Origin of the sequence: Streptomyces pactum, from assembly GCF_002005225.1 — a bacterium.
Taxonomy (GTDB): domain Bacteria; phylum Actinomycetota; class Actinomycetes; order Streptomycetales; family Streptomycetaceae; genus Streptomyces; species Streptomyces pactum_A.
In genome coordinates this window covers 2,744,384-2,769,173 of sequence record NZ_CP019724.1, presented here as the reverse complement: position 1 = coordinate 2,769,173, position 24,790 = coordinate 2,744,384, and the positions used below count along the sequence as shown (strand labels likewise).

The 24,790-nt window shown below is 70.7% G+C and carries 23 protein-coding genes, 1 pseudogene and 2 riboswitches; of the genes and pseudogenes, 17 read left to right on the top strand and 7 right to left on the bottom strand.

The features are described from left to right. Nucleotides 1–147 precede the first annotated feature (147 nt). The 5 genes and pseudogenes from B1H29_RS11330 to B1H29_RS11310 form a co-directional block, all read left to right on the top strand. Nucleotides 148–1,389 (top strand): L,D-transpeptidase, encoded by a 1,242-nt coding sequence (locus B1H29_RS11330; protein WP_055421862.1) that lies wholly within the window; start codon nucleotides 148–150, stop codon nucleotides 1,387–1,389. A 152-nt stretch (nucleotides 1,390–1,541) separates the two neighbouring features. Further along, nucleotides 1,542–2,804 carry a L,D-transpeptidase gene (locus B1H29_RS11325; RefSeq protein ID WP_409350941.1) on the top strand — a complete coding sequence of 421 codons (1,263 nt, stop codon included), beginning with the start codon at nucleotides 1,542–1,544 and terminating at the stop codon, nucleotides 2,802–2,804. Between the two features lie 85 nt (nucleotides 2,805–2,889). After that, complete coding sequence (locus tag B1H29_RS11320; RefSeq protein WP_055421861.1) at nucleotides 2,890–3,657, top strand: enoyl-CoA hydratase/isomerase family protein; 768 nt, start codon at nucleotides 2,890–2,892, stop codon at nucleotides 3,655–3,657. Between the two features lie 402 nt (nucleotides 3,658–4,059). Then, nucleotides 4,060–4,563 carry an ATP-binding protein gene (locus B1H29_RS11315; protein WP_055421860.1) on the top strand — a complete coding sequence of 168 codons (504 nt, stop codon included), beginning with the start codon at nucleotides 4,060–4,062 and terminating at the stop codon, nucleotides 4,561–4,563. A 37-nt stretch (nucleotides 4,564–4,600) separates the two neighbouring features. Next, nucleotides 4,601–4,936 (top strand): annotated as a pseudogene (locus B1H29_RS11310) (ADP-ribosyltransferase); the annotation flags it as partial. 56 nt (nucleotides 4,937–4,992) lie between these two features. Here B1H29_RS11310 and B1H29_RS11305 read toward each other — a convergent pair. Beyond that, on the bottom strand, nucleotides 4,993–5,631 hold the full coding sequence (locus B1H29_RS11305) for a GNAT family N-acetyltransferase (RefSeq protein WP_055421859.1): 639 nt from the start codon (nucleotides 5,629–5,631) through the stop codon (nucleotides 4,993–4,995). A gap of 292 nt (nucleotides 5,632–5,923) precedes the next feature. Here B1H29_RS11305 and B1H29_RS11300 point away from each other — a divergent pair, with 292 nt between their 5' ends. Further along, nucleotides 5,924–6,136: an EF-hand domain-containing protein gene (locus tag B1H29_RS11300; RefSeq protein WP_055421945.1), complete on the top strand. Its 213-nt coding sequence runs from the start codon at nucleotides 5,924–5,926 to the stop codon at nucleotides 6,134–6,136. A 51-nt stretch (nucleotides 6,137–6,187) separates the two neighbouring features. Further along, nucleotides 6,188–6,943 carry an NADPH-dependent F420 reductase gene (locus B1H29_RS11295; RefSeq protein ID WP_267892015.1) on the top strand — a complete coding sequence of 252 codons (756 nt, stop codon included), beginning with the start codon at nucleotides 6,188–6,190 and terminating at the stop codon, nucleotides 6,941–6,943. Here B1H29_RS11295 and B1H29_RS11290 read toward each other — a convergent pair whose 3' ends face one another. Beyond that, nucleotides 6,944–7,501, bottom strand: a complete 558-nt coding sequence (locus tag B1H29_RS11290) for a glycoside hydrolase family 25 protein (protein WP_055421857.1) — start codon at nucleotides 7,499–7,501, stop codon at nucleotides 6,944–6,946. Nucleotides 7,502–7,681: 180 nt separating this feature from the next. Between B1H29_RS11290 and B1H29_RS11285 the strand changes: the two genes are divergently transcribed. Further along, the gene (locus B1H29_RS11285; protein WP_055421856.1) at nucleotides 7,682–8,416 is read left to right on the top strand and encodes a D-Ala-D-Ala carboxypeptidase family metallohydrolase; all 735 of its coding nucleotides are present in this window, start codon (nucleotides 7,682–7,684) and stop codon (nucleotides 8,414–8,416) included. Nucleotides 8,417–8,450: 34 nt separating this feature from the next. Here B1H29_RS11285 and B1H29_RS11280 read toward each other — a convergent pair whose 3' ends face one another. The 4 genes from B1H29_RS11280 to gcvT all read right to left on the bottom strand — a co-directional run bounded on the left by B1H29_RS11280 (nucleotide 8,451) and on the right by gcvT (nucleotide 12,824). Next, entirely contained in the window at nucleotides 8,451–9,818 is a 1,368-nt protein-coding gene (locus B1H29_RS11280; RefSeq protein WP_055421855.1) for an L-serine ammonia-lyase, read from the bottom strand. 98 nt (nucleotides 9,819–9,916) lie between these two features. Beyond that, nucleotides 9,917–11,194 carry a serine hydroxymethyltransferase gene (glyA, locus tag B1H29_RS11275; RefSeq protein ID WP_055421854.1) on the bottom strand — a complete coding sequence of 426 codons (1,278 nt, stop codon included), beginning with the start codon at nucleotides 11,192–11,194 and terminating at the stop codon, nucleotides 9,917–9,919. Nucleotides 11,195–11,209: 15 nt separating this feature from the next. Next, nucleotides 11,210–11,587 (bottom strand): glycine cleavage system protein GcvH, encoded by a 378-nt coding sequence (gene gcvH, locus B1H29_RS11270; RefSeq protein ID WP_053137363.1) that lies wholly within the window; start codon nucleotides 11,585–11,587, stop codon nucleotides 11,210–11,212. Between the two features lie 118 nt (nucleotides 11,588–11,705). After that, on the bottom strand, nucleotides 11,706–12,824 hold the full coding sequence (gcvT, locus tag B1H29_RS11265; RefSeq protein ID WP_055421853.1) for a glycine cleavage system aminomethyltransferase GcvT: 1,119 nt from the start codon (nucleotides 12,822–12,824) through the stop codon (nucleotides 11,706–11,708). Nucleotides 12,825–12,863: 39 nt separating this feature from the next. Beyond that, a riboswitch (glycine riboswitch) is annotated at nucleotides 12,864–12,980 on the bottom strand. Next, a riboswitch (glycine riboswitch) is annotated at nucleotides 12,981–13,075 on the bottom strand. It abuts the riboswitch before it with no gap. Nucleotides 13,076–13,254: 179 nt separating this feature from the next. On the opposite strand from gcvT, the gene B1H29_RS11260 reads away from it, so the two are divergent. From B1H29_RS11260 to B1H29_RS11220, 9 genes are all read left to right on the top strand, one after another. Beyond that, nucleotides 13,255–13,923 (top strand): AAA family ATPase, encoded by a 669-nt coding sequence (locus B1H29_RS11260; RefSeq protein ID WP_055421852.1) that lies wholly within the window; start codon nucleotides 13,255–13,257, stop codon nucleotides 13,921–13,923. 127 nt (nucleotides 13,924–14,050) lie between these two features. Beyond that, on the top strand, nucleotides 14,051–14,854 hold the full coding sequence (locus tag B1H29_RS11255) for an enhanced serine sensitivity protein SseB (protein WP_055421851.1): 804 nt from the start codon (nucleotides 14,051–14,053) through the stop codon (nucleotides 14,852–14,854). 187 nt (nucleotides 14,855–15,041) lie between these two features. Beyond that, nucleotides 15,042–15,839, top strand: a complete 798-nt coding sequence (locus B1H29_RS11250) for an enhanced serine sensitivity protein SseB C-terminal domain-containing protein (RefSeq protein WP_055421850.1) — start codon at nucleotides 15,042–15,044, stop codon at nucleotides 15,837–15,839. 315 nt (nucleotides 15,840–16,154) lie between these two features. After that, nucleotides 16,155–17,162, top strand: a complete 1,008-nt coding sequence (locus tag B1H29_RS11245) for an ABC transporter permease (protein WP_055421849.1) — start codon at nucleotides 16,155–16,157, stop codon at nucleotides 17,160–17,162. A 70-nt stretch (nucleotides 17,163–17,232) separates the two neighbouring features. Further along, nucleotides 17,233–19,032, top strand: a complete 1,800-nt coding sequence (locus B1H29_RS11240; RefSeq protein WP_055421848.1) for an ABC transporter substrate-binding protein — start codon at nucleotides 17,233–17,235, stop codon at nucleotides 19,030–19,032. Between the two features lie 140 nt (nucleotides 19,033–19,172). Then, complete coding sequence (locus B1H29_RS11235) at nucleotides 19,173–20,171, top strand: ABC transporter permease (RefSeq protein ID WP_055421847.1); 999 nt, start codon at nucleotides 19,173–19,175, stop codon at nucleotides 20,169–20,171. Then, a complete protein-coding gene (locus B1H29_RS11230; protein ID WP_055421846.1) occupies nucleotides 20,168–21,265 on the top strand; it encodes an ABC transporter ATP-binding protein in 1,098 nt (365 codons plus the stop codon). The genes B1H29_RS11235 and B1H29_RS11230 overlap by 4 nt, the downstream gene beginning before the upstream one ends. Nucleotides 21,266–21,288: 23 nt before the next feature. Continuing rightward, a complete protein-coding gene (locus tag B1H29_RS11225) occupies nucleotides 21,289–22,791 on the top strand; it encodes a dipeptide ABC transporter ATP-binding protein (protein WP_055421944.1) in 1,503 nt (500 codons plus the stop codon). A 72-nt stretch (nucleotides 22,792–22,863) separates the two neighbouring features. Next, nucleotides 22,864–23,523: a trimeric intracellular cation channel family protein gene (locus tag B1H29_RS11220; protein WP_055421845.1), complete on the top strand. Its 660-nt coding sequence runs from the start codon at nucleotides 22,864–22,866 to the stop codon at nucleotides 23,521–23,523. A gap of 24 nt (nucleotides 23,524–23,547) precedes the next feature. Here B1H29_RS11220 and B1H29_RS11215 read toward each other — a convergent pair whose 3' ends face one another. Next, nucleotides 23,548–24,768 carry an erythromycin esterase family protein gene (locus B1H29_RS11215; protein WP_055421844.1) on the bottom strand — a complete coding sequence of 407 codons (1,221 nt, stop codon included), beginning with the start codon at nucleotides 24,766–24,768 and terminating at the stop codon, nucleotides 23,548–23,550. Nucleotides 24,769–24,790 lie beyond the last annotated feature (22 nt).

Here is a 24,790-nt window from a genome sequence, read left to right as displayed (position 1 = left end):
CGTGCCGGACGGGAAGACGGGAAGACGGGAAAGAGCGTGCGGCGTCCCGGCCGCCGCCCCCCGTCGGGTCGTCCTTCCCCACTGTTCTGCCCACCGCATGGCTCGCACTCACGTTTCCCCGGGGCGGATGGGTCGTTACGGGTGGATGTGAGGCACGTACATGGGCGCGCACGGCGCGCGGGGGCCGCTCTGGCCGCCGTACTGACATGGGCAGGACTGCTGGCCGGGGCCGCCGGATGCACCTCGGACGGCGGTGGCATCGGCGATGGCATCGGCGAGGTGTTCGGCAAGCCACCCGCAGCCGAGGACGTCATCCGCATCACGCCGGACGACGGCAGCAAGGCCGTCCGGCCGAAGGACGAGCAACTGTCGGTGCGGGTGTCCGACGGACGGCTGGAGTCGGTGAAGGTCGTCAAGTCGCAGGACGCGCGACAGACCCCGGTGTCCGGCCGGATCTCCGACGACGGCCTGAGCTGGCGGCCCGCCGACGACCGGCTGGCGCTCGCCGCGAAGTACACGGTCGACGCCGTCGCCCTGGACGGCCAGGGGCGCCGCTCGGCCAGGCACACCACCTTCACCACCTACGTTCCCGACGAGCGCTTCATCGGGTACGTCGCCCCCGAGAACCGCTCGGTCGTCGGCACCGGGATGATCGTTTCACTGGAGTTCAGCCGGGAGATCACCGACCGGGCCGCCGTCGAACGCGCCGTCTCGGTGACCGCGAAGCCCGCCACCGAGATCCGCCCCCACTGGTTCGGCAAGGACCGGCTCGACTTCCGTCCCAGGGAGTACTGGAAGCCCGGCACCGAGGTCACCGTCCACCTGGGACTGCGCGACGTCGAGGGCGCGCCCGGGGTGTACGGGCTCCAGCACAAGAAGATCTCCTTCACCGTCGGCCGCAGCCAGGTCTCCCGCGTCGACGCGGCCGAGCGGACCATGCAGGTGCGCCGGGACGGCACGCTGCTGACCACCGTGCCGATCACGGCGGGGGCACCGGCGACGCCCACCTACAACGGCAAGATGGTGATCACCGAGATGCTCGACGTCACCCGTATGAACAGCCGCACGGTCGGCTTCGGCGGCGAGTACGACATCCCCGACGTCCCGCACGCCATCCGTCTGACCAGCTCGGGCACCTTCCTGCACGGCAACTACTGGGCACCGCAGGACACCTTCGGCCGGGCCAACGTCAGCCACGGCTGCGTCGGCCTGCGCGACGTCAAGGGCGGCGGTTCCGACACCCCGGCGGGCTGGTTCTTCGACCGCAGCCTGATCGGCGACGTCGTCGAGGTGGTCCACAGCAAGGACAGGAAGGTCGCCCCCGACAACGGGCTCGGCGGCTGGAACATGAACTGGAAGGAGTGGAGAGCGGGCAGTGCGGTGAAGTGACGCCGGCGTGACCGCGGCACCCGGCCGCCAACTCGGTACGGAACAGTGACAATTCCTCTGTCCCCTACGCCCCTGGCCTGCGGATACGATGCGCCGGTGCGCGCGGGCGCACTGGGGCGCGGGCCCGGCCGGGCCCGGCGAGGGGAGACAAGTTGAACGTGCGTCCGATATCGGGGGCGTCGTCGGCCGGCATCCGGGGGCGGGGCGGCAGGGGACGCGGCAGGGCACTGTCGGCACTGGCACTGGGCGTGCTGCTGACGGTCACCGCCTGCGGCGGGGGAGGGTCCGGCCCGGGAGCCGGGGACGGGGGCGGCGGCAAGAACGCCGAGGACTCCACCGCGGCGCAGAGCAAGCAGTCCGAGGCCGTCGTCAGCATCGCCCCGAAGGACGGGGCCAAGGCCGTCGACACCAACGGCGCCCTGCGGATAGGCGCCACGAAGGGCAAGCTGACCGAGGTCGTCGTCAAGGACGCCGACGGCGCGGAGGTCGACGGGAAGATATCCGGCGACGGCGCCGCCTGGACGCCGTCCACCCACCTGGCCGCCGCCACGACGTACACCGTCCACGCGGTCGCCAAGGACTCCGAGGGCCGCACGGCCGCCGAGGACTCCCGCTTCACCACCCTGACGCCGAAGAACACCTTCATCGGCCACTTCACGCCCGAGGACGGCACCAAGGTCGGCGTCGGCATGCCGTTCTCGATCCGCTTCACCCGGGGCATCACCAACCCCGAGGACGTCGAGAAGGCCATCCGCATCAGGACCGAGCCCGCCGTCGAGGTCGCGGGCCACTGGTTCGGCAACGACCGCCTCGACTTCCGCCCGGAGAAGTACTGGAAGGCCGGTACCAAGGTCACCGTCGACCTCAACCTCGACGGCGTCGAGGGACGCGACGGCGTCTACGGCGAGCAGGCCAAGACCGTCTCCTTCACCGTCGGCCGCAGCCAGGTCTCCGTCGTCGACGCCAAGAAGCTCACGATGAAGGTCGTGCGGGACGGCAAGACCGTCAAGACCATCCCCGTCACCACCGGCGCGCCCGGCTACGAGACCTGGAACGGCCAGATGGTCATCACCGAGCGGCTCCCCGTGACCCGCATGAACGGCGAGACGGTCGGCTACGGCGGCGAGTACGACATCAAGGACGTCCCGCACGCCATGCGCCTGTCCACCTCCGGCACCTTCATCCACGGCAACTACTGGGGCGGCGACGCCTTCGGCAACCGCAACTCCAGCCACGGCTGCATCGGCCTGCGCGACGTGCGCGGCGGCTGGGACGAGAAGGCGCCGGCCGCCTGGTTCTTCGAGAACTCGCTCATCGGCGACGTGGTCGTGGTGAAGAACTCCGACGACGCGACCATCGCCCCCGACAACGGCCTCAACGGCTGGAACATGTCCTGGGAGAAGTGGAAGGCCTGAGCCTGCCCGCTCGTACGGCCCCGGCGTCCTCGATGTGAGGTACGGCACCGGGGCCGTTCCCGTTAGCCACCGTTAACCTGCTGGCATGACCGTACATCTCGAAGTCGCGGACGGCGTCGGCACGCTGCGCCTGGACCGCCCGCCCATGAACGCGCTGGACGTCGCCACGCAGGACCGGATCAAGGAGCTGGCCGAGGAGGCCGCGCGCCGCGAGGACGTGCGCGCCGTGGTGATCCACGGCGGCGAGAAGGTGTTCGCGGCGGGCGCGGACATCAAGGAGATGCAGGTGATGGACCACACGGCGATGATCGTGCGCGCCCGTGCCCTGCAGGACTCCTTCACGGCGGTGGCCCGGATCCCCAAGCCGGTGGTCGCGGCCGTGACCGGATACGCGCTCGGCGGCGGATGCGAACTCGCGCTCTGCGCCGACTTCCGCATCGCCGGTGAGAACGCCAAGCTGGGCCAGCCCGAGATCCTGCTCGGCCTGATCCCCGGTGCGGGCGGCACCCAGCGGCTGTCCCGGCTGATCGGCCCCTCCAAGGCCAAGGACCTCATCTTCACGGGCCGCCAGGTGAGGGCCGACGAGGCGCTGGCCCTCGGCCTGGTGGACCGCGTGGTACCGGCCGCGGAGGTCTACGAGCAGGCGCACGCCTGGGCCGCGCGGCTCGCGAAGGGGCCCGCCATCGCCCTGCGCGCGGCGAAGGAGGCGATCGACACGGGCCTGGAGACGGACATCGAGACCGGTCTCGCCGTCGAGCGGAACTGGTTCGCGGGTCTGTTCGCCACCGAGGACCGGGAACGCGGGATGCGCAGCTTCGTGGAGGAGGGCCCCGGGAAGGCGAAGTTCCTCTGATCGCCGGGCCGTGACGCCGGCCTCCTGTGCCGGACCGGCCCCCTTGCGCCGGGCCTGTTGCTTCCGGTCCGCTGAGGCCGCTCCGTTGGGGCGGTCCGGTGGGCCGGTCCGGTGAAGTTGGTCCGATGAGTTGGTCCGCATCACTCGCAGTTGACGCGGTGTCTGATTCCGGGTCCCTCGATGGGGCGGTTTATGGCAGCCTTAACGCACCGTTAAGCGCGCCTTGTCGAGGGAGTCCGCCGCTTGTCTCCGGCCGAGCCGTCCGCGCAGGTCAGTGGGGCTGTTCCCGGCTCCGAACTGCCTGCGGCATATGCCGATCGACCGCTGTCGAGCCAGGGCCCGGCAGGGGCGCATTCCCGGGGAACGGCCCCGGAGCCGCCCGGGGACGGCCATGATGGGGGCATGGCGGGGCTGGAGGGTACGGAACAGCCGCGGGGAGCCGGACGTGCGACCGCGGCGCGCTGGTCGCCGGCGGTCGAGGACGATCGCGCGCTCAAGGCGCTGGAGTTGTTCGGCAATCCGACGGAGCGCGAGGTTCCGTTACCGTCCCGCCCCGAGTCCGCCGCCACCGCCCGCCGACTGGCCCAGGTCGTGGCCCTGCGCCAGTGGAAACTCGGCCCGAAGCTCACGGAGGACACCGTCCTGCTCGTCTCCGAGCTGGTGGGCAACGCCGTACGCCACACCGGCGCCCGCGTCTTCGGCCTCCACATGCGCCGCCGCCCCGGCTGGATCCGCGTCGAGGTCCGCGACCCGTCCAGGGGGCTGCCGTGTCTGATGCCGGTCCAGGAGACGGACATCAGCGGGCGCGGCCTCTTCCTCGTCGACAAGCTGTCCGACCGGTGGGGCGTCGACCTGCTGCCGCGCGGGAAGACGACATGGTTCGAGATGCGGGTGGTGGACCGCTGAGGAGGGGCCCCATCTGCCGCTGAGGGCAACCGCGTTCGGTGGACACGCCGAGGACGTCCACAACGGCCAGTACGACGTCGAGAAGTACGTCCTGGTCAACCAGCCCTCGCCGTACGTCTCGACGACCTACGACCACGACCTTTACAAGACCTGGTACAAGTCCGGCTACAACTACTACATCGACGCCCCGGGAGGCATCGACGTGAACAAGACCATCGGCGACACCCACAAGGGGGCCGGTCAGGTCGAGGTCGCCTTCCCCGGCGGCATCCAGCGGCGGTACGTCATCGGCGCCTGCCCCGTCGACCGGCAGACCAGGACCGAGATCATGAGCGAGTGCGAGAGCAACCCGCACTACAAGCCCTGGCACTGAGGGCCCCGCGCTGAGCGCCCCGCACTGACGGCCCCGCCCCCGGGACCGGCCGTGACTCACGGCCGGAGGAACAGCGCCTCCGCCCCCACCGGCCGGTAGCCCGCCGCCTGGAACGCCCGCAGACTGCGGGCGTTCCCCGCCGACACCTGGGCCCACACCGCCTCGCCCCCGGCCAGCCGACGCGCCGCCGTCACCAGGCGCCGCCCCAGCCCCCGGTGCCGTACCCCCTGCGCCACCTCCACCGCGGCCTCCAGCCGCCCGGCGACCTCGCGGCCCGGCACGAGCACTCCGCCGTCCGCCGCCCACACCCGCACCTCGTCGCGCCGTCGGCGGGCCGCGACCACCCGGGGATGCCCGGGATCGGCGACCTCGGTCAGCGCGATCTCCGGCCGGCCCGGAAGCGGGGCACCGGTCAGCAGCACGTCGATGGTGTCGGACGTCCGCCCCGTGCGCTTGGTGAAGGCGGTCAGGAACCGGGTGTTCATCGTCGCGGCGAGCGGGTCGCAGCCGAGCCCGCCCAGCGTCTCGCGCACCCACCGCGGGTCCTCGTCCGTGAAGACGACCGAGTGCGCGGTGAAGGCGATCACCCCCGCGTCCCGGGGTCCGTGCTGCGGCACCACGGTGGTCCCGCCGTCCGCCGGCGGGAACACGCCCCGCGCCGCCGCCTCCAGAATGTCCCGCAGGCCCTCCGCCACACCGCGCTCCCCGAGTCTCCGCCCACTGGAAGGCCCAGACTCCCAGACGTGAACGACGAAGGCACCGGACTCGTGGCCGTCGGTGGGCCGGCGTGGACCACCGGGCCGCCGGCGCGCACCGTCCGCTGCTGGTCGGCACCTCCATGACGGAGGTCCTCGCCGGCATCGGCACTGCCGGCCCCGACGCGCCCCGCCCGCGGTCCGGGCGGGTGGTCGCCGCACCGGGTGGCCGAACGGGCAGCTAATCTGACCTGCGTCAGAAGGACCCACGCACGAGATGAGGGGCGGACCGGTGGCGGACATCGAGGAAGCACGCAAGCAGTTCGAGCGGATCGACACGGACGGGGACGGGTTCGTCACCGCCGCCGAGTTCAAGACCGCGCTCGCCCAGGGCGGCGACTGGAACGTCACCGAGTCGGTGGCCGAGGCGATCATCGCCGGTCGCGACCTCGACGGGGACAAGCTCCTGTCGTTCGACGAGTTCTGGGCTCACCTGAACAAGTGACGACGCCGTGAGGGGCGCCCGCCCGTCACCCGGGGCGCCCCTCGGCGGAATATCCGGTTTCGGCCGGAGGTTGGAGTTCGTCACCGGCGGGAGTCGCCGGGATCCGCAGGACACGACCTCCGAAAGGCCAGGCGAGTCGGCACCATGAAGATCGGCATCATCGGCGCGGGAAACATCGGCGGCAATCTCACCCGGCGGCTGACCGCCCTGGGCCACGACGTCTCGGTCGCGAACTCCCGCGGCCCGCACACGCTCACCGCACTGGCCGAGGAGACCGGCGCCACGCCGGTACCGGTCGGGGAGGCGGCGCGCGGGGCCGACATCGTGGTCGTCACCATCCCGCTGAAGGCGGTCCCCGACCTGCCCTCCGGTGTCCTCGACGGGGCGGCCGACGGCGTGGCGGTCATCGACACCAACAACTACTACCCGCAGCAGCGCGACGGCCGTATCGCCGCCATCGAGGACGAGGGCCTCACCGAGAGCCGCTGGATCGAGGGCCACCTCGGCCGCCCGGTGGTCAAGGCCTTCAACGGCACCTACGCCCAGGACATCCTGGAGCGTCCGCGCCCGGCCGGCGACCCCGACCGCTTGGCGCTCCCGGTCGCCGGCGACGACGAGGCGGCCAAGGCCAGGGTCCGGTCCCTGATCGACGAGCTGGGCTTCGACACCGTCGACGCCGGCGGCATCGACGAGTCCTGGCGCCAGCAGCCCGACACCCCGGTCTACGGCCTGCGCGCGGGCGTCGAGGGCGTCACCAAGGCCCTGGCGGAGGCGTCGCCGGAGCGGCCGGCGGGCTTCCGGGGTTAACTAGGCGCCGTCGGCCCACTCCTTCAGCGCGGCTCTGCTCGGGAAGTCCGCCACGTTGGTGTCGACCGGATCGTCGGTGTACTGGTGGAAGCGCCACTTCGCCTGGATGCGGGGCTTGCCGGCCGACACGTAGTCGGCGATCCAGAGGCCGTCGCCGGCGTACGAGGTGGTGTCGACGTTCAGCCAGAAGTTCCTGTTCGCGTAGAGGATCACCCGGTTGTCCGGCCGCAGCGCCTTCACCTTCCGGATGAAGCTGTCCTTCTCCGCGTTGCCCGCATGGGTGCCCTCGCCCGTCGTCTCCCAGTCGACGGCGAGGATGTCACCCTTCTTCTCCGGCGCCTTGGAGACGAAGTACTCGGCCTGGGCGGCGAGGTTGCCGGGCCACAGGAAGTGGTAGAAGCCGACGACGAGTCCGGCGTCGCGGGCCCGCTTCGTCTGGGCCGCGAGCTTCGGGTTGACGTACGAACGGCCCTCCGTCGCCTTCACGAAGACGAAGGAGAGGCCGTCCGTGTCGTAAGTGGAGGACTGGTACGCGCTGACGTCGATGCCGCGCAGCATGGAGCCTCCCTGAGGAGCCGTGGGGGGACGGGAGTTGGTTATTCCCCACGATGGCACGGGTGATCCCCGTCCCACGGGGAAACCCCGACTTCACTTCCCCGGGGCGCCATTGACGCGCGTAGCTCGGTTACCGCACGCTGGGCTCCAGCCCGTGGTCGGCTCAACGGTCGGGAGGCCGAAATGTTCAGACGCGCGTCACGTCTGCTTCTTTCGATTGTCATGCTCATGGCTGGTGCGGTGGTCGGGGTCGGCGCCACCGCCGGTGCCGCACACGCCGACTCCTGCTACACCTGGAACCGCACCCTCTCCCAGGGGTCCTCCGGCAGCGACGTGACCCAGCTCCAGATCCGGGTCGCCGGCTGGGTGACCTCCGGCGAGCGGCTCTCCTACGACGGCCAGTACGGCGCGCGGACCGCCGCCGCCGTCAAGAAGTTCCAGGCCGCCTACGGACTGAGCGCGGACGGTGTCGCCGGGCCCGCGACCTTCAGCAAGATCTACGCCCTCCAGGACGCGGACTGCACGCCCGTCCACTTCACCTACGCCGAGCTCAACAAGTGCAACTCCGACTGGTCCGGCGGCGCGGTCTCCGCCGCCACCGCCAGGTCGAACGCGCTCAAGACCATGTGGAAGCTGGAGGCGATGCGGCACGCCCTCGGTGACGTCCCGATCACCATCTCCAGCGGCTTCCGCTCGCGGGCCTGCAACAACGCGGTCGGCGGCTCCGCCACCAGCCGCCACCTCTACGGCGACGCCGCCGACCTCGTCGGCTCGCCGTCCCTGTGCCGGCTCGCCCAGCAGGCCAGGACCCACGGCTTCTCGGAGATCCTCGGCCCGGGCTACCCCGGCCACAACGACCACACCCACGTGGCCTTCGACCCGTCGCCGTACTGGTCGGCTCCCACCTGCGGGATCTGAGCCACCGGGGCCCAAGCGGGCGCGGGACGGAGGGTCAGCACTCGATGATGTTGACCGCCAGCCCGCCCCGCGCCGTCTCCTTGTACTTCACCGACATGTCCGCGCCGGTGTCCTTCATGGTCTTGATGACCTTGTCGAGGGACACCTTGTGGGAGCCGTCGCCGCGCATCGCCATCCGCGCCGCCGTGACCGCCTTGACCGCGGCCATGCCGTTGCGCTCGATGCACGGGATCTGGACCAGGCCGCCCACCGGGTCGCAGGTGAGGCCCAGGTTGTGCTCCATGCCGATCTCGGCGGCGTTCTCCACCTGCTCCGGCGTGCCGCCCAGCACCTCGGCGAGGGCGCCGGCCGCCATGGAGCAGGCGGAGCCGACCTCGCCCTGGCAGCCGACCTCGGCGCCGGAGATGGAGGCGTTCTCCTTGAAGAGCATGCCGATGGCGCCCGCGGCCAGGAGGAAGCGGACCACGCCCTCCTCGTCGGCGCCGGGCACGAAGTTCACGTAGTAGTGCAGGACCGCCGGGATGATGCCCGCCGCGCCGTTGGTCGGGGCGGTGACGACCCGGCCGCCGGCCGCGTTCTCCTCGTTCACGGCCATGGCGTACAGGGTGATCCACTCCATGGCCAGGGCCTGCGGGTCGCCCTCCGAGCGCAGCTTGCGCGCGGTGTTGGCGGCGCGGCGGCGGACCTTCAGGCCGCCCGGCAGGATGCCCTCGCGGGACATGCCGCGGTCGACGCACGCCCGCATGACGCGCCAGATCTCCAGCAGGCCCTCACGGATCTCGTCCTCGTCGCGCCAGGACCGCTCGTTCTCCAGCATCAGGGCGGAAATGGACAGGCCCGTCTCCCGGGACAGGCGCAGCAGCTCGTCGCCGGTGCGGAAGGGGTGCTTCAGCACCGTGTCGTCGAGCACGATGCGGTCCGCGCCCACCGCGTCCTCGTCGACGACGAAGCCGCCGCCGACCGAGTAGTACGTCTTGGAGAGCACTTCCGCGCCGGTCGCGTCGTGGGCCCACAGGGTCATGCCGTTGGCGTGGTAGGGCAGGGCCTTGCGGCGGTGCAGGACCATGTCGTCGTCGTAGGCGAAGGCGATCTCGTGCTCGCCGAGGAGGCGGATGCGGCCCGAGGACTTGATCGTCTCGACGCGCTCGTCCGCCGTCTCCACGTTCACCGTGCGGGGCGAGTCGCCCTCCAGGCCGAGCAGCACCGCCTTGGGCGTGCCGTGGCCGTGGCCGGTGGCGCCGAGCGAGCCGTACAGCTCGGCGCGGACCGTGGCGACGGAGCCGAGCAGCTCCTCGTTGCGCAGGCGGCGGGCGAACATGCGGGCCGCGCGCATCGGGCCGACCGTGTGGGAGCTCGACGGGCCGATACCGATCGAGAACAGGTCGAAGACCGAGATGGCCACGGGGGACTCCTCAGAACGGGGGTGGTGCAGAGGTGGTGCTTCGGGGCGGGGCGCCGGGCCCGCTTGTGGCGGGCACGGCGCCCCCGAACACGCGGTGTCTACTTGTTCAGACCCGGGTACAGCGGGTGCTTGTCGGCCAGGGTCTTCACCCGGGCCTTGAGGGCTTCGGCGTCGGCGGCCCCGAAGGGAGAGGGCGCCTTCAGCGCCTCGGCGATCACGTCCGCGACCTCGGCGAAGTCCTCGGCCGTGAAGCCGCGGGTCGCCAGGGCCGGCGTACCGATGCGCAACCCGGAGGTCACCATCGGCGGACGCGGGTCGTTCGGGACGGCGTTGCGGTTGACCGTGATGCCGACCTCGTGGAGGCGGTCCTCGGCCTGCTGCCCGTCCAGCTCGGAGTCGCGCAGGTCGACCAGGACCAGGTGGACGTCCGTGCCGCCGGTCAGGACGGAGACGCCCGCCGCCTTCGCGTCGTCCCGCACCAGGCGCTCGGCCAGGATGCGGGCACCCTCCAGCGTACGGCCCTGGCGCTCCTTGAAGTCCTCGCTCGCGGCGACCTTGAAGGCGACGGCCTTGGCGGCCACCACGTGCTCCAGCGGGCCACCCTGCTGACCGGGGAAGACGGCGGAGTTGATCTTCTTGGCCAGCTCGGCCGTGGAGAGGATCACACCGCCGCGCGGGCCGCCCAGCGTCTTGTGCGTGGTGGTGGTCACGACGTGCGCGTGCGGGACCGGGTTCGGGTGCAGACCCGCCGCGACCAGACCGGCGAAGTGCGCCATGTCGACCATCAGGTACGCGCCCACCGCGTCCGCGACCTCGCGGAACGCGGCGAAGTCGAGCTGACGCGGGTAGGCCGACCAGCCGGCCACGATCAGCTTCGGCCGGTTCTCCTCGGCGAGGCGCTTCACCTCGGCCATGTCGACCTGGCCGTCGTCGCCGACGTGGTAGGCGACGACGTTGTAGAGCTTGCCGGAGAAGTTGATCTTCATGCCGTGGGTCAGGTGCCCGCCGTGGGCGAGGTTCAGACCCATGATCGTGTCGCCGGGCTTGAGCAGCGCGAACATCGCGGCCGCGTTGGCCTGGGCGCCCGAGTGCGGCTGCACGTTGGCGTGCTCGGCGCCGAAGAGCGCCTTGACCCGGTCGATGGCGATCTGCTCGACCACGTCGACGTGCTCGCAGCCGCCGTAGTAGCGGCGGCCGGGGTAGCCCTCGGCGTACTTGTTGGTGAGGACCGAGCCCTGGGCCTCCATGACCGCGACCGGGGCGAAGTTCTCCGAGGCGATCATCTCGAGGGTGGACTGCTGGCGGTCCAGCTCGGCGTCGACGGCGGCGGCGACGTCGGGGTCGAGCTCGTGCAGGGGGGTGTTCAGAAGCGACATGCGGTCCGTGACTCCTCAGCCGGCGGTGAAGGCGGTGTACTCGTCGGCGGAGAGCAGGTCGGCCGGCTCGTCCGTGATCCGCACCTTGAACAGCCAGCCGCCCTCGAAGGGAGCCGAGTTCACCAGCGACGGGTCGTTGACGACGTCCTCGTTGACCTCGGTGACCTCGCCGGAGACGGGGGAGTACAGGTCGGAGACCGACTTGGTCGACTCCAGTTCGCCGCAGGTCTCGCCCGCGGACACCGAGTCGCCGACCTCGGGGAGCTGGACGAAGACGACGTCACCGAGCGCGTTGGCCGCGTGCTCCGTGATGCCGACCGTCGAGGCGCCGTCCTCGGCGCCCGACAGCCACTCGTGCTCCTTGCTGTAGCGAAGCTGCTGGGGGTTGCTCATGGCCTGAATTCTCCTGTACGCGGGAAAGTGCTGATGAACGGGGGGCCGCTGACACCGCGGTGAGCAGCGGGAAGGTGCGCGCGGTCACGGACGGCCGCGGCCGGTGTCCCTCTACTGTCTACTTCTGGCGCTTGTAGAACGGCAGCGCCACGACCTCGTACGGCTCGTGGCTGCCCCGGATGTCCACACCGACGCCCGCGGTGCCCGGCGCCGCGTGCGCGGGGTCGACGTACGCCATGGCGATCGGCTTGCCCAGCGTCGGGGACGGGGCGCCGGAGGTGACCTCGCCGATCACCTCCGTGCCGGCGACGACCCGGTACCCGGCGCGCGGCACCCGGCGGCCCTCGGCGACCAGGCCGACCAGGACGCGGGGAGGGTTCTGCTCGGCCCGGGAAGCGGCCTCGGTCAGCGCGGCGCGCCCGACGAAGTCACCCTCCTTCTCGAACTTCACCACCCGGCCGAGCCCGGCGTCGAAGGGCGTCAGCGCGGTCGTCAGCTCGTGCCCGTACAGCGGCATGCCCGCCTCCAGGCGGAGCGTGTCCCGGCAGGACAGGCCGCACGGGACCAGCCCGGCGCCCTCGCCCGCCTCGGTCAGCGCCCGCCACAGCTCCACGGCGTCCTCCGGCTTCACGAACAGCTCGAAGCCGTCCTCGCCGGTGTAGCCGGTGCGCGCGATGAGCGCCGGGACGCCGGCCACGGTGCCGGGCAGCCCGGCGTAGTACTTCAGGCCGTCCAGGTCGGCGTCGGTGAGGCTCTTCACGATGGCCGGGGACTCGGGGCCCTGCACGGCGAGCAGCGCGTACGCGTCGCGGTCGTCGCGGACCTCGGCGTCGAAGCCGGCGGCCCGCTCGGTCAGCGCGTCCAGCACCACCTGGGCGTTGGAGGCGTTGGCGACCACCATGTACTCGGTCTCGCCCAGGCGGTAGACGATCAGGTCGTCCAGGATGCCGCCGTCCTCGCGGCAGATCATGGTGTAGCGGGCGCGGCCCGGCTTCACGCTGCCGATGTTGCCGACCAGCGCGAAGTCCAGCAGCTCGGCGGCGCGCGGACCGGTGACGGTGATCTCGCCCATGTGCGAGAGGTCGAAGAGACCGGCCCGGGAGCGCACGGCGAGGTGCTCGTCCCGCTCGGAGCCGTAGCGCAGGGGCATGTCCCAGCCCGCGAAGTCGGTCATCGTCGCGCCCAGCGCGCGATGCGTGGCATCGAGCGCGGTACGGCGGAGTTCTGTACTGCTCATCGGTCGGTCGTCTCCCAGGACAGGACGTGGCGAGGTCGATCCTCCCCATCTGTCATCGAAACCTGAGAGGTTCGCCACGACCACCGGAGTACGGTGATCAGGACTTGCACCTTGGGTGGGGCAGCCCGTCGGAGGCGGCCCGCTTTTCAGATGTGCCTCGCCCGCGCGGTAACGGTGCCTGAGAGATTCAAGGGAGGGACTTGCTCCTTCGGCGCCCCGGCGACGGCCGGGGACTCTCCCGCGCGGATTCAAACGGCCGGTATGCAGTTGGCGCCGCCATCATTGCACGCCAGGCCGGTCCATGGCAGACCGTGATCTGTAACCGGCCTGTGGCAGTAAGCGCACGAAAACGCGAGACCTGCGCATTACCTTCTCTTTACACTCGACGGGGATGGGAACTCGTGAACCGCCCCAGGGGAGGACGATCACGGTGAACAGGACCACGGCGTACGCCACGAGCTCGGGTCTCGCGCTGACCAAGCAGCCGGTCGCCCCGGCACCTCAGGCGTGCGCCGAAATGCCCGCACCCGTCGTCCGCGACCTGCGGGACCGGGGCGGCCGCAGCCCGCACGCCCTGCTCTTCGGACCCCGGGACCTGGTGGTGATCACCGGCCTGCCCGGCAGCGGCAAGTCCACGCTGATGCGGCGCGCCGTGCGCGGACCGCGCATCGACTCACAGGACACCCGCGACCGCTGGGACCGCCGAATGCCGCGCTTCCTGCCGTACGGGCTCTACCGCCCCTTCGTCCGCCTCGCCCACTACGCCGGACTGCGCAGCGCGCTGCGCTCCGGCGAGGGGGTCGTCGTGCACGACTGCGGCACCCAGGCCTGGGTGCGCGGCTGGCTGGCTCGCGAGGCCCGCCGCCGGGACGGCATCCTGCACCTGCTGCTGCTCGACGTCGACCCCGACGAGGCCCTGGCCGGCCAGCGCGAGCGCGGCCGGGGCGTGTCGCGGTACGCCTTCCGGCGGCACCGCACGGCCAACACCCGCCTGCTGCGCGCGGTGACCGAGGGCACCCTGCCCGCCGGCTGCACCTCGGCGATCCTGCTGGACCGGGCGGCGGCGGACACGCTGCGCCGGATCGCCTTCACGGGGTGACGCACCCGGGGCGGCCCCGGGTCCCCGTCCGCGCCCCGGCGGGGACCCGGAACAGACCCTGGGGCCGCGGGGCCGAACGGGTTAGCCTTTTCAGCCACAGCAGCGGTACCAGGCAGGCGGTAGGCAGATGGACATCCCAGGGGACCTCCCGGCGGACTTCTCCGCCGGATTCCCGGCGCAGGCGCACCCCCACTCCCACGGCGGGTGGCCCGGCAACGAGCTGGAGGAGGTGCTGTCCGCCTCCCTCGGCGTGCCGGGTGCCGGCGGCCGGATCGTGGAGGTGCTCGGCCGCAGCTTCGTGTGGATACCGCTGCCGAACGGCGGCGGCCCGAACAGCGGCCCCCTCGACCTGCCCTCGCTGGAGATCGAGGGCCAGGCCTACGTGCCGGTGTTCAGCTCCGAGGAGCAGCTCCGCCAGGTCGCCGGCGCGCAGATGGCGTACACCGTCGCCCCCGCCGCGGAGTTCGCCCGCGGCCTGCCCCCGCAGATCGGCATCGCCGTGAACCCGGACGGCGTTCTCGGCGTCCCGCTGCCGCCGCCGGCCGTGGCCGAGCTGTGCCGGGCCGGCCGCACCCCGCTGGACGGTCCCGCGTCCGGCGGCCGGGTCCGCCTCTTCGAGCCGGACTGGCAGGACGACCCGGTGGAGTTCCTGGCCGCGGCCTCCGCCGAGTTCGCCGCCGTCGGCGTCGTCCGCACCGCCCGCCGCTGCCTCGCCGCCGTCGAGACCGCCGACCCCGTCATGTTCGTCGGCGTCGAACTCACCCACTGGGAGGGCGACGCCCGTGCCGTCCCCCTGGAGGCCCTTGGACGGGCCCTGGCCACAGCGCCCCTGAAGTGCCAGGTCAACCTCGTCCTGCTGGAGGCGGCCCAGGACCCGGTCTGCGACTGGATGCGCGCACGTGTCCGACCGTTCTACGACCGGGAGTCGTGAACGCCGCGGGGGAGACGTACGCACCGGGCACGGGCTGTGGGACATGCGGCTTGGCCGCGTGGGCGCGGCGAGCCGCGACGAGCCCGCGCCCGCCCACGGACACAGCACCCGAGCTCATGGGCGTCCCCCGTCCGCGGAGCCTTAAGCTGGTTCCACAGCCGGGGAACTTCTCGAAGGGGCGATACGCGTGAGCGCCAGCGGCACCACGACCGGACAGGTCGAGCACATGCTGCGCCAGGTGACGCCCGGGCGCTACGACGCCTACGAGGCCCTGCTGCGCGCGCTCGCCACCCCCGCCTCCGGCCAGGTCTGGATGCTGCTCTGGCACGGCCAGGCCGGTTCCCCGGACGCCCAGTACGGGAACATGGAGGTCGACGGCTACGGCTACGCGCCCTGCGTCACCTCCGCCCAGGAGCTCTCGGCCAGCGGCTGGAACCGGTCGTACGAGGTGGTCGAGGGACTGGAGGTGGCCCGCGCCCTCTACCCGGACCACTACGGCCTCTGGCTCAACCCGCACGCCCCCGGCGGCGGCGTCGGCATCCCCTGGCTGGACCTGCGCCGCATCGCCTCCGGTCTGGACCGCCAGCCCGCCGGACCCCTGCGCCTGTCCGAACCGGCCATCGAGATCCCCCAGTTCTACGCCCTGCTCGCGCAGAACGCCCACCGCACCCCGGCGGTCCGCGCGCTGCGCCGCGCCTGGGTGCAGCCGGCGCTCGGCGCGCCGTACCTCGCCATCGGCCTCGACGTGTACGACACCTCACCGCCGGCCGTCGACGCGGTGCGCGGGATGATGCAGCAGTCCGTCGGCGCCGTGCCGGACGGGCTGCCGGTGTCGACGGTGGCGATGACCGACACCCACGACCCGGTCGCCCTGTGGCTGCGCGCCCACGCCCGCCCCTTCTACGACCGTGAGGCCCACGCGGCCGCCCCCGCCCAGGCACCCGCGGGCGGTTACGGATACCCTCCGGCCGGGGGCCGGTACTGACCGTCGCGGGGTTGGCCCCGTCCCCGGTGGGCGGAGATCTTCGCGCGTAGATGAGGGCGTAAGGCGCCATCTTGCCCCCGATGTCCCAACTCGTCCGTGTCCGGCCCCCGTTACCCAGTGTCCGGATAACGGAACACCTCAAACAGCATCACGGTTACGCATCCATTCCCCGTCAAGTCTGGCTACAGATCGCCAAAGCGTTGAAGACTCCCGCAACAAGGGGTGATTGTTCGCCCCTGTGTACGACGGACTGATCACGCCGCTACAGCGGCAAGTGCGGGCCGGCTACCGCCGGTTGAGAGGGGTCCCTGCCAGATGACGGCACCATTGCACGAGCCGACCGCGGAAGCGGCCCCAAGTGCTGCCGAGGAAGCGGCGGTTGCCGGCGCCGACACCAAGGCGGTACAGGGGCGGTCCCTGGGCCGGATCGCCTGGGAGCGCCTGAAACGGGACAAGCTGGCCCTGACGGGCGGCGTCGTGGTGCTCGTCCTCATCGTGATCGCGGTGCTCGCGCCCGCGATCACCGCCCTGTACGGGCAGGATCCCAACTCCTTCAACGAGGACGCGATCGACCCGCTGTTCGGCACCCCCACGGGGTCCCTGGGCGGAATGAGCGGCGAACACTGGCTGGGCGTCGAGCCGGTCAACGGCCGTGACATCTTCGCCCGCATCGTCCACGGTGCCCGGATCTCGCTGCTGGTCGGCTTCCTGTCCGCGCTCGTCGCCGTTGTCCTCGGCACCATCCTGGGTGTGCTGGCCGGCTTCTTCGGCGGCTGGGTCGACGCCCTCATCAGCCGGATCATGGACGGCCTGCTGGCCTTCCCGCAGTTGCTCTTCATCATCGCCCTGGTCTCCGTCATGCCCGACAACATGCTGGGGCTGAGCGGCACGGGCGTGCGCCTGCTCATGATGATCCTGGTCATCGGCTTCTTCGGCTGGCCCTACATCGGTCGCGTGGTCCGCGGCCAGACACTCTCGATGCGTGAACGGGAGTACGTCGAGGCGGCCCGGTCCCTGGGAGCCGGACGGTTCTACATCCTGTTCAAGGAACTGCTGCCCAACCTGGTGGCGCCGATCATCGTCTACACCACGATGATGATCCCCACCAACATCCTGACCGAGGCGGCACTCAGCTTCCTGGGCGTGGGCGTCAAGCCGCCCACCTCCTCCTGGGGGCAGATGCTCTCGAGCGCGATCGACTACTACCAGTCCGATCCCATGTACATGGTGATCCCGGGTGTGGCGATCTTCATCACCGTTCTTGCCTTCAACCTCTTCGGTGACGGCGTACGCGACGCGCTGGACCCGAAGGGCTCCCGCTGACCTGCCGTACCGGCAAGCGACCCGTGGCTCCCGCACGGGGTCTCTCATCTAATCCGGAGGATCCGAGATCGTGACTACCCAACGCACCTCAGGGCGGCGCAAGCAGGCTTTGGCCGCTGCCGCAGTGGTCGCCGCGCTGCTGACCACGGCGGCGTGCGGCGGCGGCGGAGACGACAGCAACGGCGGTTCGAAGAAGAACGGCGCCGCCGACTTCGACAAGGCCAACAACAAGGTCCTTCGAGCCTCCGAGGCCAAGAAGGGCGGCACGCTGAAGTTCGCCAGCACGCAGGACGCCGACTCGTGGGACACCACGCGTGGCTACTACGGCTTCATGTGGAACTTCTCCCGCTACTACAGCCGCCAGCTCGTCACGAACAAGACGGAGCCGGGCGCGGCGGGCGCCGAGGTCACCCCCGACCTCGCCACCGGGCTCGCCAAGGTCTCGGACGACGGCAAGACCTACACGTACACCCTGCGTGACGGCATCACCTGGGAGGACGGCAAGCCGATCACCTCCAAGGACGTCAAGTACGGCATCGAGCGCGTCTGGGCGCAGGACGTGCTGTCCGGCGGCCCGACGTACCTCAAGGAGGTGCTCGACCCCAAGGACGAGTACCCCGGTCCGTACAAGGACAAGTCCAAGGACAAGCTGGGCCTGAAGGCGATCGAGACGCCGGACGACAAGACCATCGTCTTCAAGCTCCCGCAGGCCAACTCGGACTTCGAGGAGATGCTCGCGCTGACCTCGGCCTCCCCGGTCCGCCAGGACAAGGACACCAAGGCCAAGTACACGCTGCGCCCGTTCTCCTCGGGCCCGTACAAGTTCGAGTCCTACAACCCGGGCAAGGACCTGACCCTGGTCCGCAACACCGAGTGGAACCAGGAGTCGGACCCGGTCCGCAAGGCGTACCCGGACAAGATCACGATCAAGTTCTTCTCCAACGCCAACGAGCTGGACGCCCGTCTGATCTCCGGTGACTACGACCTGGACCTGGCCCAGACCGGCCTGTCCCCGCAGGGTCGCACCACCGCCCTGAAGGAGCACAAGGGCAACCTGGACAACCCGGTCTCGGGTTACATCCGGTACGCCTCGTTCCCGCAGAACGTGAAGCCGTTCGACAACATCCACTGCCGCAAGGCCGTGCTCTACGGGGCCGACCACGTCTCGCTGCAGACCGCGCGCGGCGGCCCGGTCGCCGGTGGCGACATCGGCACCAACATGCTGCCGCCGTCCGTCCCGGGCTCCGAGGGCCAGAAGTACGACCCGTACGAGATGGCCGGTGCCAACAAGAACGGCAACGTCGAGAAGGCCAAGGAAGAGCTCAAGGCCTGCGGCAAGCCGAACGGCTTCAAGACCACCATCGCCGTCCGCAACAACAAGCCGGTCGAGGTGGCCACCGCCGAGTCGCTCCAGGCGTCGCTGAAGAAGGTCGGCATCGACGTCGAGATCGACCAGTACGACGGCGCCCAGTACGCCAGCACGGTCGGCAGCCCCTCGAACGTGAAGAAGAAGGGCTACGGCATCATCATCATGGGCTGGGGCCCGGACTTCCCGTCCGTCCAGGGCTACGGTCTCCCGCTGTGGCACAGCGACTACATCCTCGACAGCGCGAACAACAACTTCGCGATGATCGACGACAAGGAGATCGACGGTCTGTTCGCGGACTACCTGACCCAGCTCGACGACGCCGGCAAGGCGAAGATCGCCACTGAGATCAACCACAAGGTGATGGAGGGCGCGTACTACCTGCCCTTCGTCTTCGAGAAGTTCATCAACTGGCGCTCCAACCGACTGGCGAACGTGTACACCACCGACGGCTACAGCGGTATGTACGACTTCGTCAACCTCGGCCTGAAGTCCACGAAGTAACCGGTACACCCGCCGTACGGCACGAAAGGCAGGTGAAGGCCGGCGCGGCGTGACCGTGGGCCGCCGGAAGTCCCCCACCGCCCACAAGGCGTGGGAGGTACCCCCTCCGGCGGCCCGCGGTCCGCAGCGGGCCGCAACCCGTGCTCGCTTATCTCATCAGGCGGCTGTTCGCCGCCGCAGTGATGCTGGTGGTCATCATTCTGGTGGTCTTCGGCATCTTCTTCCTCGTCCCCAAGTGGGCCGGCGTCGACGTCGCCCTGAGCTTCGTGGGCAAGCAGGCGGACCCCGCCGCCGTGGAGGGTGTGCGACAGAAGCTGGGTCTGAGCGACCCGGTCTTCGTCCAGGCCTGGGAGTTCTTCAAGGGCATCTTCGCGGGCCGCACCTACGCGGCCGGTGGTGACGTCACCAACTGCTCCGCGCCGTGCTTCGGTTACTCCTTCCGTACCGAACAGGCCGTCTGGCCGGTGCTGACCGAGCGTTTCCCGGTGACCCTGGCTCTCGCGCTCGGTGCGGCCGTCCTGTGGCTGATCTTCGGCCTCGCCGCCGGTGTGCTCTCCGCGCTCAAGCGGGGCACCCTGTGGGACCGCGGCGCGATGGTCGTCGCGCTGTCGGGTGTCTCCCTGCCCATCTACTTCACCGGCCTGCTCAGCCTGGCGATCTTCTCCCACGGTCTGGGGTGGATCAACGCCGAGTTCGTGCCCCTGGAGGACAGCCTCTCCGGCTGGCTCGGCGGCATGATCCTGCCCTGGGTCACCCTGGCCTTCCTGTACGCCGCGATGTACGCCCGCATCACCCGGGCCACGATGATGGAGATCCTCGGCGAGGACTACATCCGCACCGCGCGTGCCAAGGGCCTCAAGGAACAGGTCGTCATCCGCAAGCACGCCATGCGGTCGACCCTGACCCCGCTGCTCACCATGCTCGGCATGGACCTCGGCGCCCTCATGGGCGGCGCGATCCTGACCGAGACCACGTTCAGCCTCCCCGGCCTCGGCCAGAAGGTTCTGGACGCGATCCAGAACCAGGACCTGCCCTTTATCCTGGGCGTCGTCCTGATCACTTCTCTCGCGGTGCTGATCGCCAACCTCGTGGTGGACATCCTGTACGCCGTGATCGACCCCCGAGTGAGGCTCGCATGACCGACCTGAGCAAGAGCGGAGCGGCCGTGGGCGAGCCCATCGGCACCTCGCCCGCGCCGAGCGCCTTCCTGGAAGTACGCGACCTCAAGGTGCACTTCCCGACCGACGACGGCCTGGTCAAGTCCGTGGACGGGCTCAGCTTCCAGTTGGAGAAGGGCAAGACCCTCGGCATCGTGGGCGAGTCCGGCTCCGGGAAGTCGGTGACCTCGCTCGGCATCATGGGCCTGCACACCGCCGGCCAGTACGGCAGGCGCAAGGCTCAGATATCGGGCGAGATCTGGCTGGACGGCACCGAGCTGCTGTCCGCCGACCCCGACCACGTGCGCAAGCTGCGCGGCCGCGAGATGGCGATGATCTTCCAGGATCCGCTGTCCGCGCTGCACCCGTACTACACGATCGGCCAGCAGATCGTGGAGGCGTACCGCATCCACCACGACGTGGACAAGAAGACCGCCAAGCGCCGTGCCGTGGAGATGCTCGACCGCGTCGGCATCCCCCAGCCGGACAAGCGGGTGGACAGCTACCCGCACGAGTTCTCCGGCGGTATGCGCCAGCGCGCGATGATCGCGATGTCGCTGGTCAACAACCCCGAGCTGCTCATCGCGGACGAGCCGACGACCGCCCTGGACGTGACGGTCCAGGCGCAGATCCTCGACCTCATCCGCGACCTGCAGACGGAGTTCGGCTCCGCGGTCATCATCATCACCCACGACCTGGGCGTAGTCGCCGAACTGGCCGACGACCTCCTGGTGATGTACGGCGGCCGGTGCGTGGAGCGGGGCCCGGCGGAGAAGGTGTTCTACGAGCCCCGGCACCCCTACACCTGGGGCCTGCTCGGCTCGATGCCGCGGCTCGACCGCGACCAGCAGGAACGCCTCATCCCGGTCAAGGGCTCCCCGCCCTCTCTCATCAACCTGCCGTCCGGCTGCGCCTTCAACCCGCGCTGCCCGTACGCCGACGTGCCCAAGGACGACGTCACCCGCACGGTCCGCCCCGAGCTGACCGAGGTCGGCAGCAAGCACTGGGCCGCCTGCCACATGTCGCAGGAGCAGCGGGAGCGTATCTGGACCGAAGAGATTGCGCCGAAGCTGTGAGCGAGAACGCCAAGGACGAAGCAGTGGCCATCCCTGCGCAGAGCGACGGCACACAGAGCGAGGCCGCCGGCACCGCCACCCTCACCAAGGACGCCGCCCCCGGCGAGACCCTGCTGAAGGTGACCGGGCTGCAGAAGCACTTCCCGATCAAGAAGGGCCTGCTGCAGCGCCAGGTCGGCGCGGTGCGCGCCGTCGACGGCATCGACTTCGAGGTCCGGTCCGGCGAGACCCTCGGTGTCGTGGGCGAGTCGGGCTGCGGCAAGTCGACCATGGGCCGGCTGATCACCCGGCTCCTGGAGCCGACCGCCGGCAAGGTCGAGTTCCAGGGCAAGGACATCACCCACCTCGGGGTCGGCGGCATGCGTCCGCTGCGCCGCGACGTGCAGATGATCTTCCAGGACCCGTACTCCTCGCTGAACCCGCGCCACACCATCGGCACGATCATCAGCGCCCCCTTCAAGCTCCAGGGCGTCGAGCCCGAGGGCGGGGTCAAGAAGGAGGTGCAGCGGCTGCTGTCGGTGGTCGGTCTCAACCCCGAGCACTACAACCGCTACCCGCACGAGTTCTCCGGCGGTCAGCGCCAGCGCATCGGCATCGCCCGCGCGCTCGCGCTCAACCCGAAGCTGGTCGTGGCCGACGAGCCGGTCTCCGCGCTCGACGTGTCGATCCAGGCCCAGGTCGTCAACCTGCTCGACGACCTCCAGCAGGAGCTGGGCCTGACGTACGTGATCATCGCGCACGACCTGTCCGTCGTCCGGCACGTCTCGGACCGGATCGCGGTGATGTACCTCGGCAAGATCATGGAGCTGGCCGACCGCGACCTGCTCTACAAGACGCCGATGCACCCGTACACCAAGGCGCTGATGTCGGCGGTCCCGATCCCGGACCCGTCCCGCAAGTCGGCCAAGAGCGAGCGCATCCTGCTCAAGGGCGACGTGCCCTCGCCGATCGCCCCGCCGAGCGGGTGCCGCTTCCACACCCGGTGCTGGAAGGCGACGCAGGTCTGCACGACGACCGAGCCGCCGCTGAAGGAGCTGCGTCCCGGCCAGCAGGTGGCCTGCCACCACCCGGAGAACTTCGAGGACCAGGCCCCGCAGGACGTCGTCCTGCTCTCCGACGCCAAGGAGGCGGCGGAGCTGGTGTCCGAGAAGGCCCTGACCGAGTCGGCGCAGACCTCGGCGGCGGTCGCCGCGGAGGTCGACGCGGCGGAGACCGAGCCCGGCACGGAGCCGGCCGGGGGCACCAAGTCGGCTGAGGGCCCGGAGCCTGCCGAGGGCACGGAGCCTGCCAAGGGCGAGGAGTCTGCCGAGGACGACGGTTCGGCCGAGGACGCCGGTTCGGCCGAGGGCAGCAAGTCGGCCGAGGGCACCAAGTCGGCTGGGGGCTCGGAATCCGCCGAGGACGCCGAACCCGCCGGGGACGACGGTCCGGCCGAGGACGCCGGTGCGGTCGAAGACGACGGTCCGGCCGCGGACGCCGGTACCGCCGAGGGCACCGACGAGGAGCCTCCCGCCAAGGGGAAGTGAGCTCGTCCCGCGCCGGTGAGCCCCCGCCTTCGTTCGTGAGGCGGGGGCTCACCGGCAGGTGAGAATGGCGGGGTGTACGAGCAACTCTTCAGCCCCACCGTCCAGCACACGCTCGACCTGATCGGCATCTTCGTCTTCGCCATCTCCGGCGCGCTGCTGGCCGTACGCAAGAACTTCGACGTCTTCGGCATCGCCGTCCTCGCCGAGGTCACCGCGCTGGGCGGCGGGCTCTTCCGTGACCTGGTCATCGGTGCCGTACCGCCCGCGGCCTTCACGGACCTGGGGTACTTCATCACCCCGCTCTTCGCCACCCTGCTGGTCTTCTTCCTCCACCCCCACGTGGAGCGCCTCCAGACCGGCGTGAACATCTTCGACGCGGCCGGCCTCGGCCTGTTCTGCGTCGCCGGCACGACCAAGGCGTACGACTACGGGCTCGGCCTGACCGCCTCCGCCTGCCTGGGCCTGGCCACCGCCGTGGGCGGCGGCGTACTGCGGGACGTGCTGGCCAACGAGGTGCCCTCGCTGCTGCGCTGGGACCGCGACCTGTACGCCGTCCCGGCGATCGTCGGCGCCACCATGGTGGCCCTGTGCATCCGCTACGACGCCCTCACCTCATTCACCACCGGGCTCGCGGTCGTCACGGCCTTCGTCCTGCGGCTGCTCGCCCTGCGGTTCCACTGGCGGGCGCCGCGCGCCTGGAACCGGCGGTCGACGGTGTCGGAGGGGGAGTGAGGCCCGGGGCTCCCGACTACGTCCCTAGGCCGTGTCCGGGACGTCCTTGACGAACAGCAACCCGTCGATCGCGGCCAGGTGGGCCGGGTCGAGCGAGGCGTAGCCGAACCAGGGGGACACGCGGGGCGCGGGCCGCGGGTCGCCGAGCGCGGCGGTCAGCCGGGAGACGTCGACGACGCACCGGTCCCGAGGGAGCGCGTACAGGAGTCCCTCGACGGTCTCCGGTGGCGGGGCGTCCACGCCCTGGTGCCGGATCGTGCCGAGGGCCGTGGCCACGAAGGCGTACTCCGCACCGAGCCGGGCGCTCACCAGCGCACCGGCGCTCCACCACTCCACCGGCCCCTGCCACATCCGCATCGTGCTCTTCACCCGCTGGAAATGGGCGTTCTGCGCGTGGACCAACGCCGGGCCCCGAGCGGCGAGCGCGAGGAGGTTGTCGGCCATCATCCGGTCCCGCAGACCCAGCAGCCGGTTCATGCGCGCCGGTGAGGTGTCGGCCATCCAGCGGTGGTAGCGCAGGAGGCCGGTCGCGGTGCGCCCGTGGAGGCGTGCCCGGTCCCAGTCGTCCCGCGAGGTCGCCGCGAGCAGGTGCGGCGTGTGCTCGTCGAGCAGCGAGACCAGGTCGTCGGCGAGCGTCCGCAGCTCCCCGGCCTCGGCCGACCGGCCCACGGACCGGGCCGGGTCCGTCATCGCGGCGGGCTCGGCCCACCGGTCGTCGGCGCCGAGCAGGCGGTCGAGTACCTCGGCGGTGCAGGGGAGCAGATCCGCGTCCACCCGGGCCGAGAGGTAGCCGTGCAGCGCGGTCAGGGCCTGCCGGGGGCTCGCGGCGCCGGTGATCTCCAGTGGTCCGTCGAAACCGGCGAAGCGGAGCCGCTCGGACGCCGGCCGGCCGGCGTCGCCGACGCGCTCGTTGTGGGCGCGCATCCAGCGGACGAGCTCGCGGTTGGCCGCGGACGCGCCGAACCCGTGGCTGAAACCGTGCTCCATGACCTCGTCGAGGGTGCCCCTGCCCGAGGTGACGTAGTCGTCCACGACCAGGCCCATCAGGCAGTCGCTCTCGATCGCGATCGTCCGGTAGCCGTGCTGTTCGACGAGTTGCCGGAACAGTTCGTTGCGCACCTCGAGCAGGGCGTCCTCGCCGTGGGTGGGCTCGCCCAGGGCGAGCAGCCTGGGCCGGGCAGGGAGCAGCCCCATGACGGCGGCGGCCTCGACGGGACGGACGGTGTCTTCGATGTCGGTAGCCATGCCTTCAACGCTATCGTTGAAC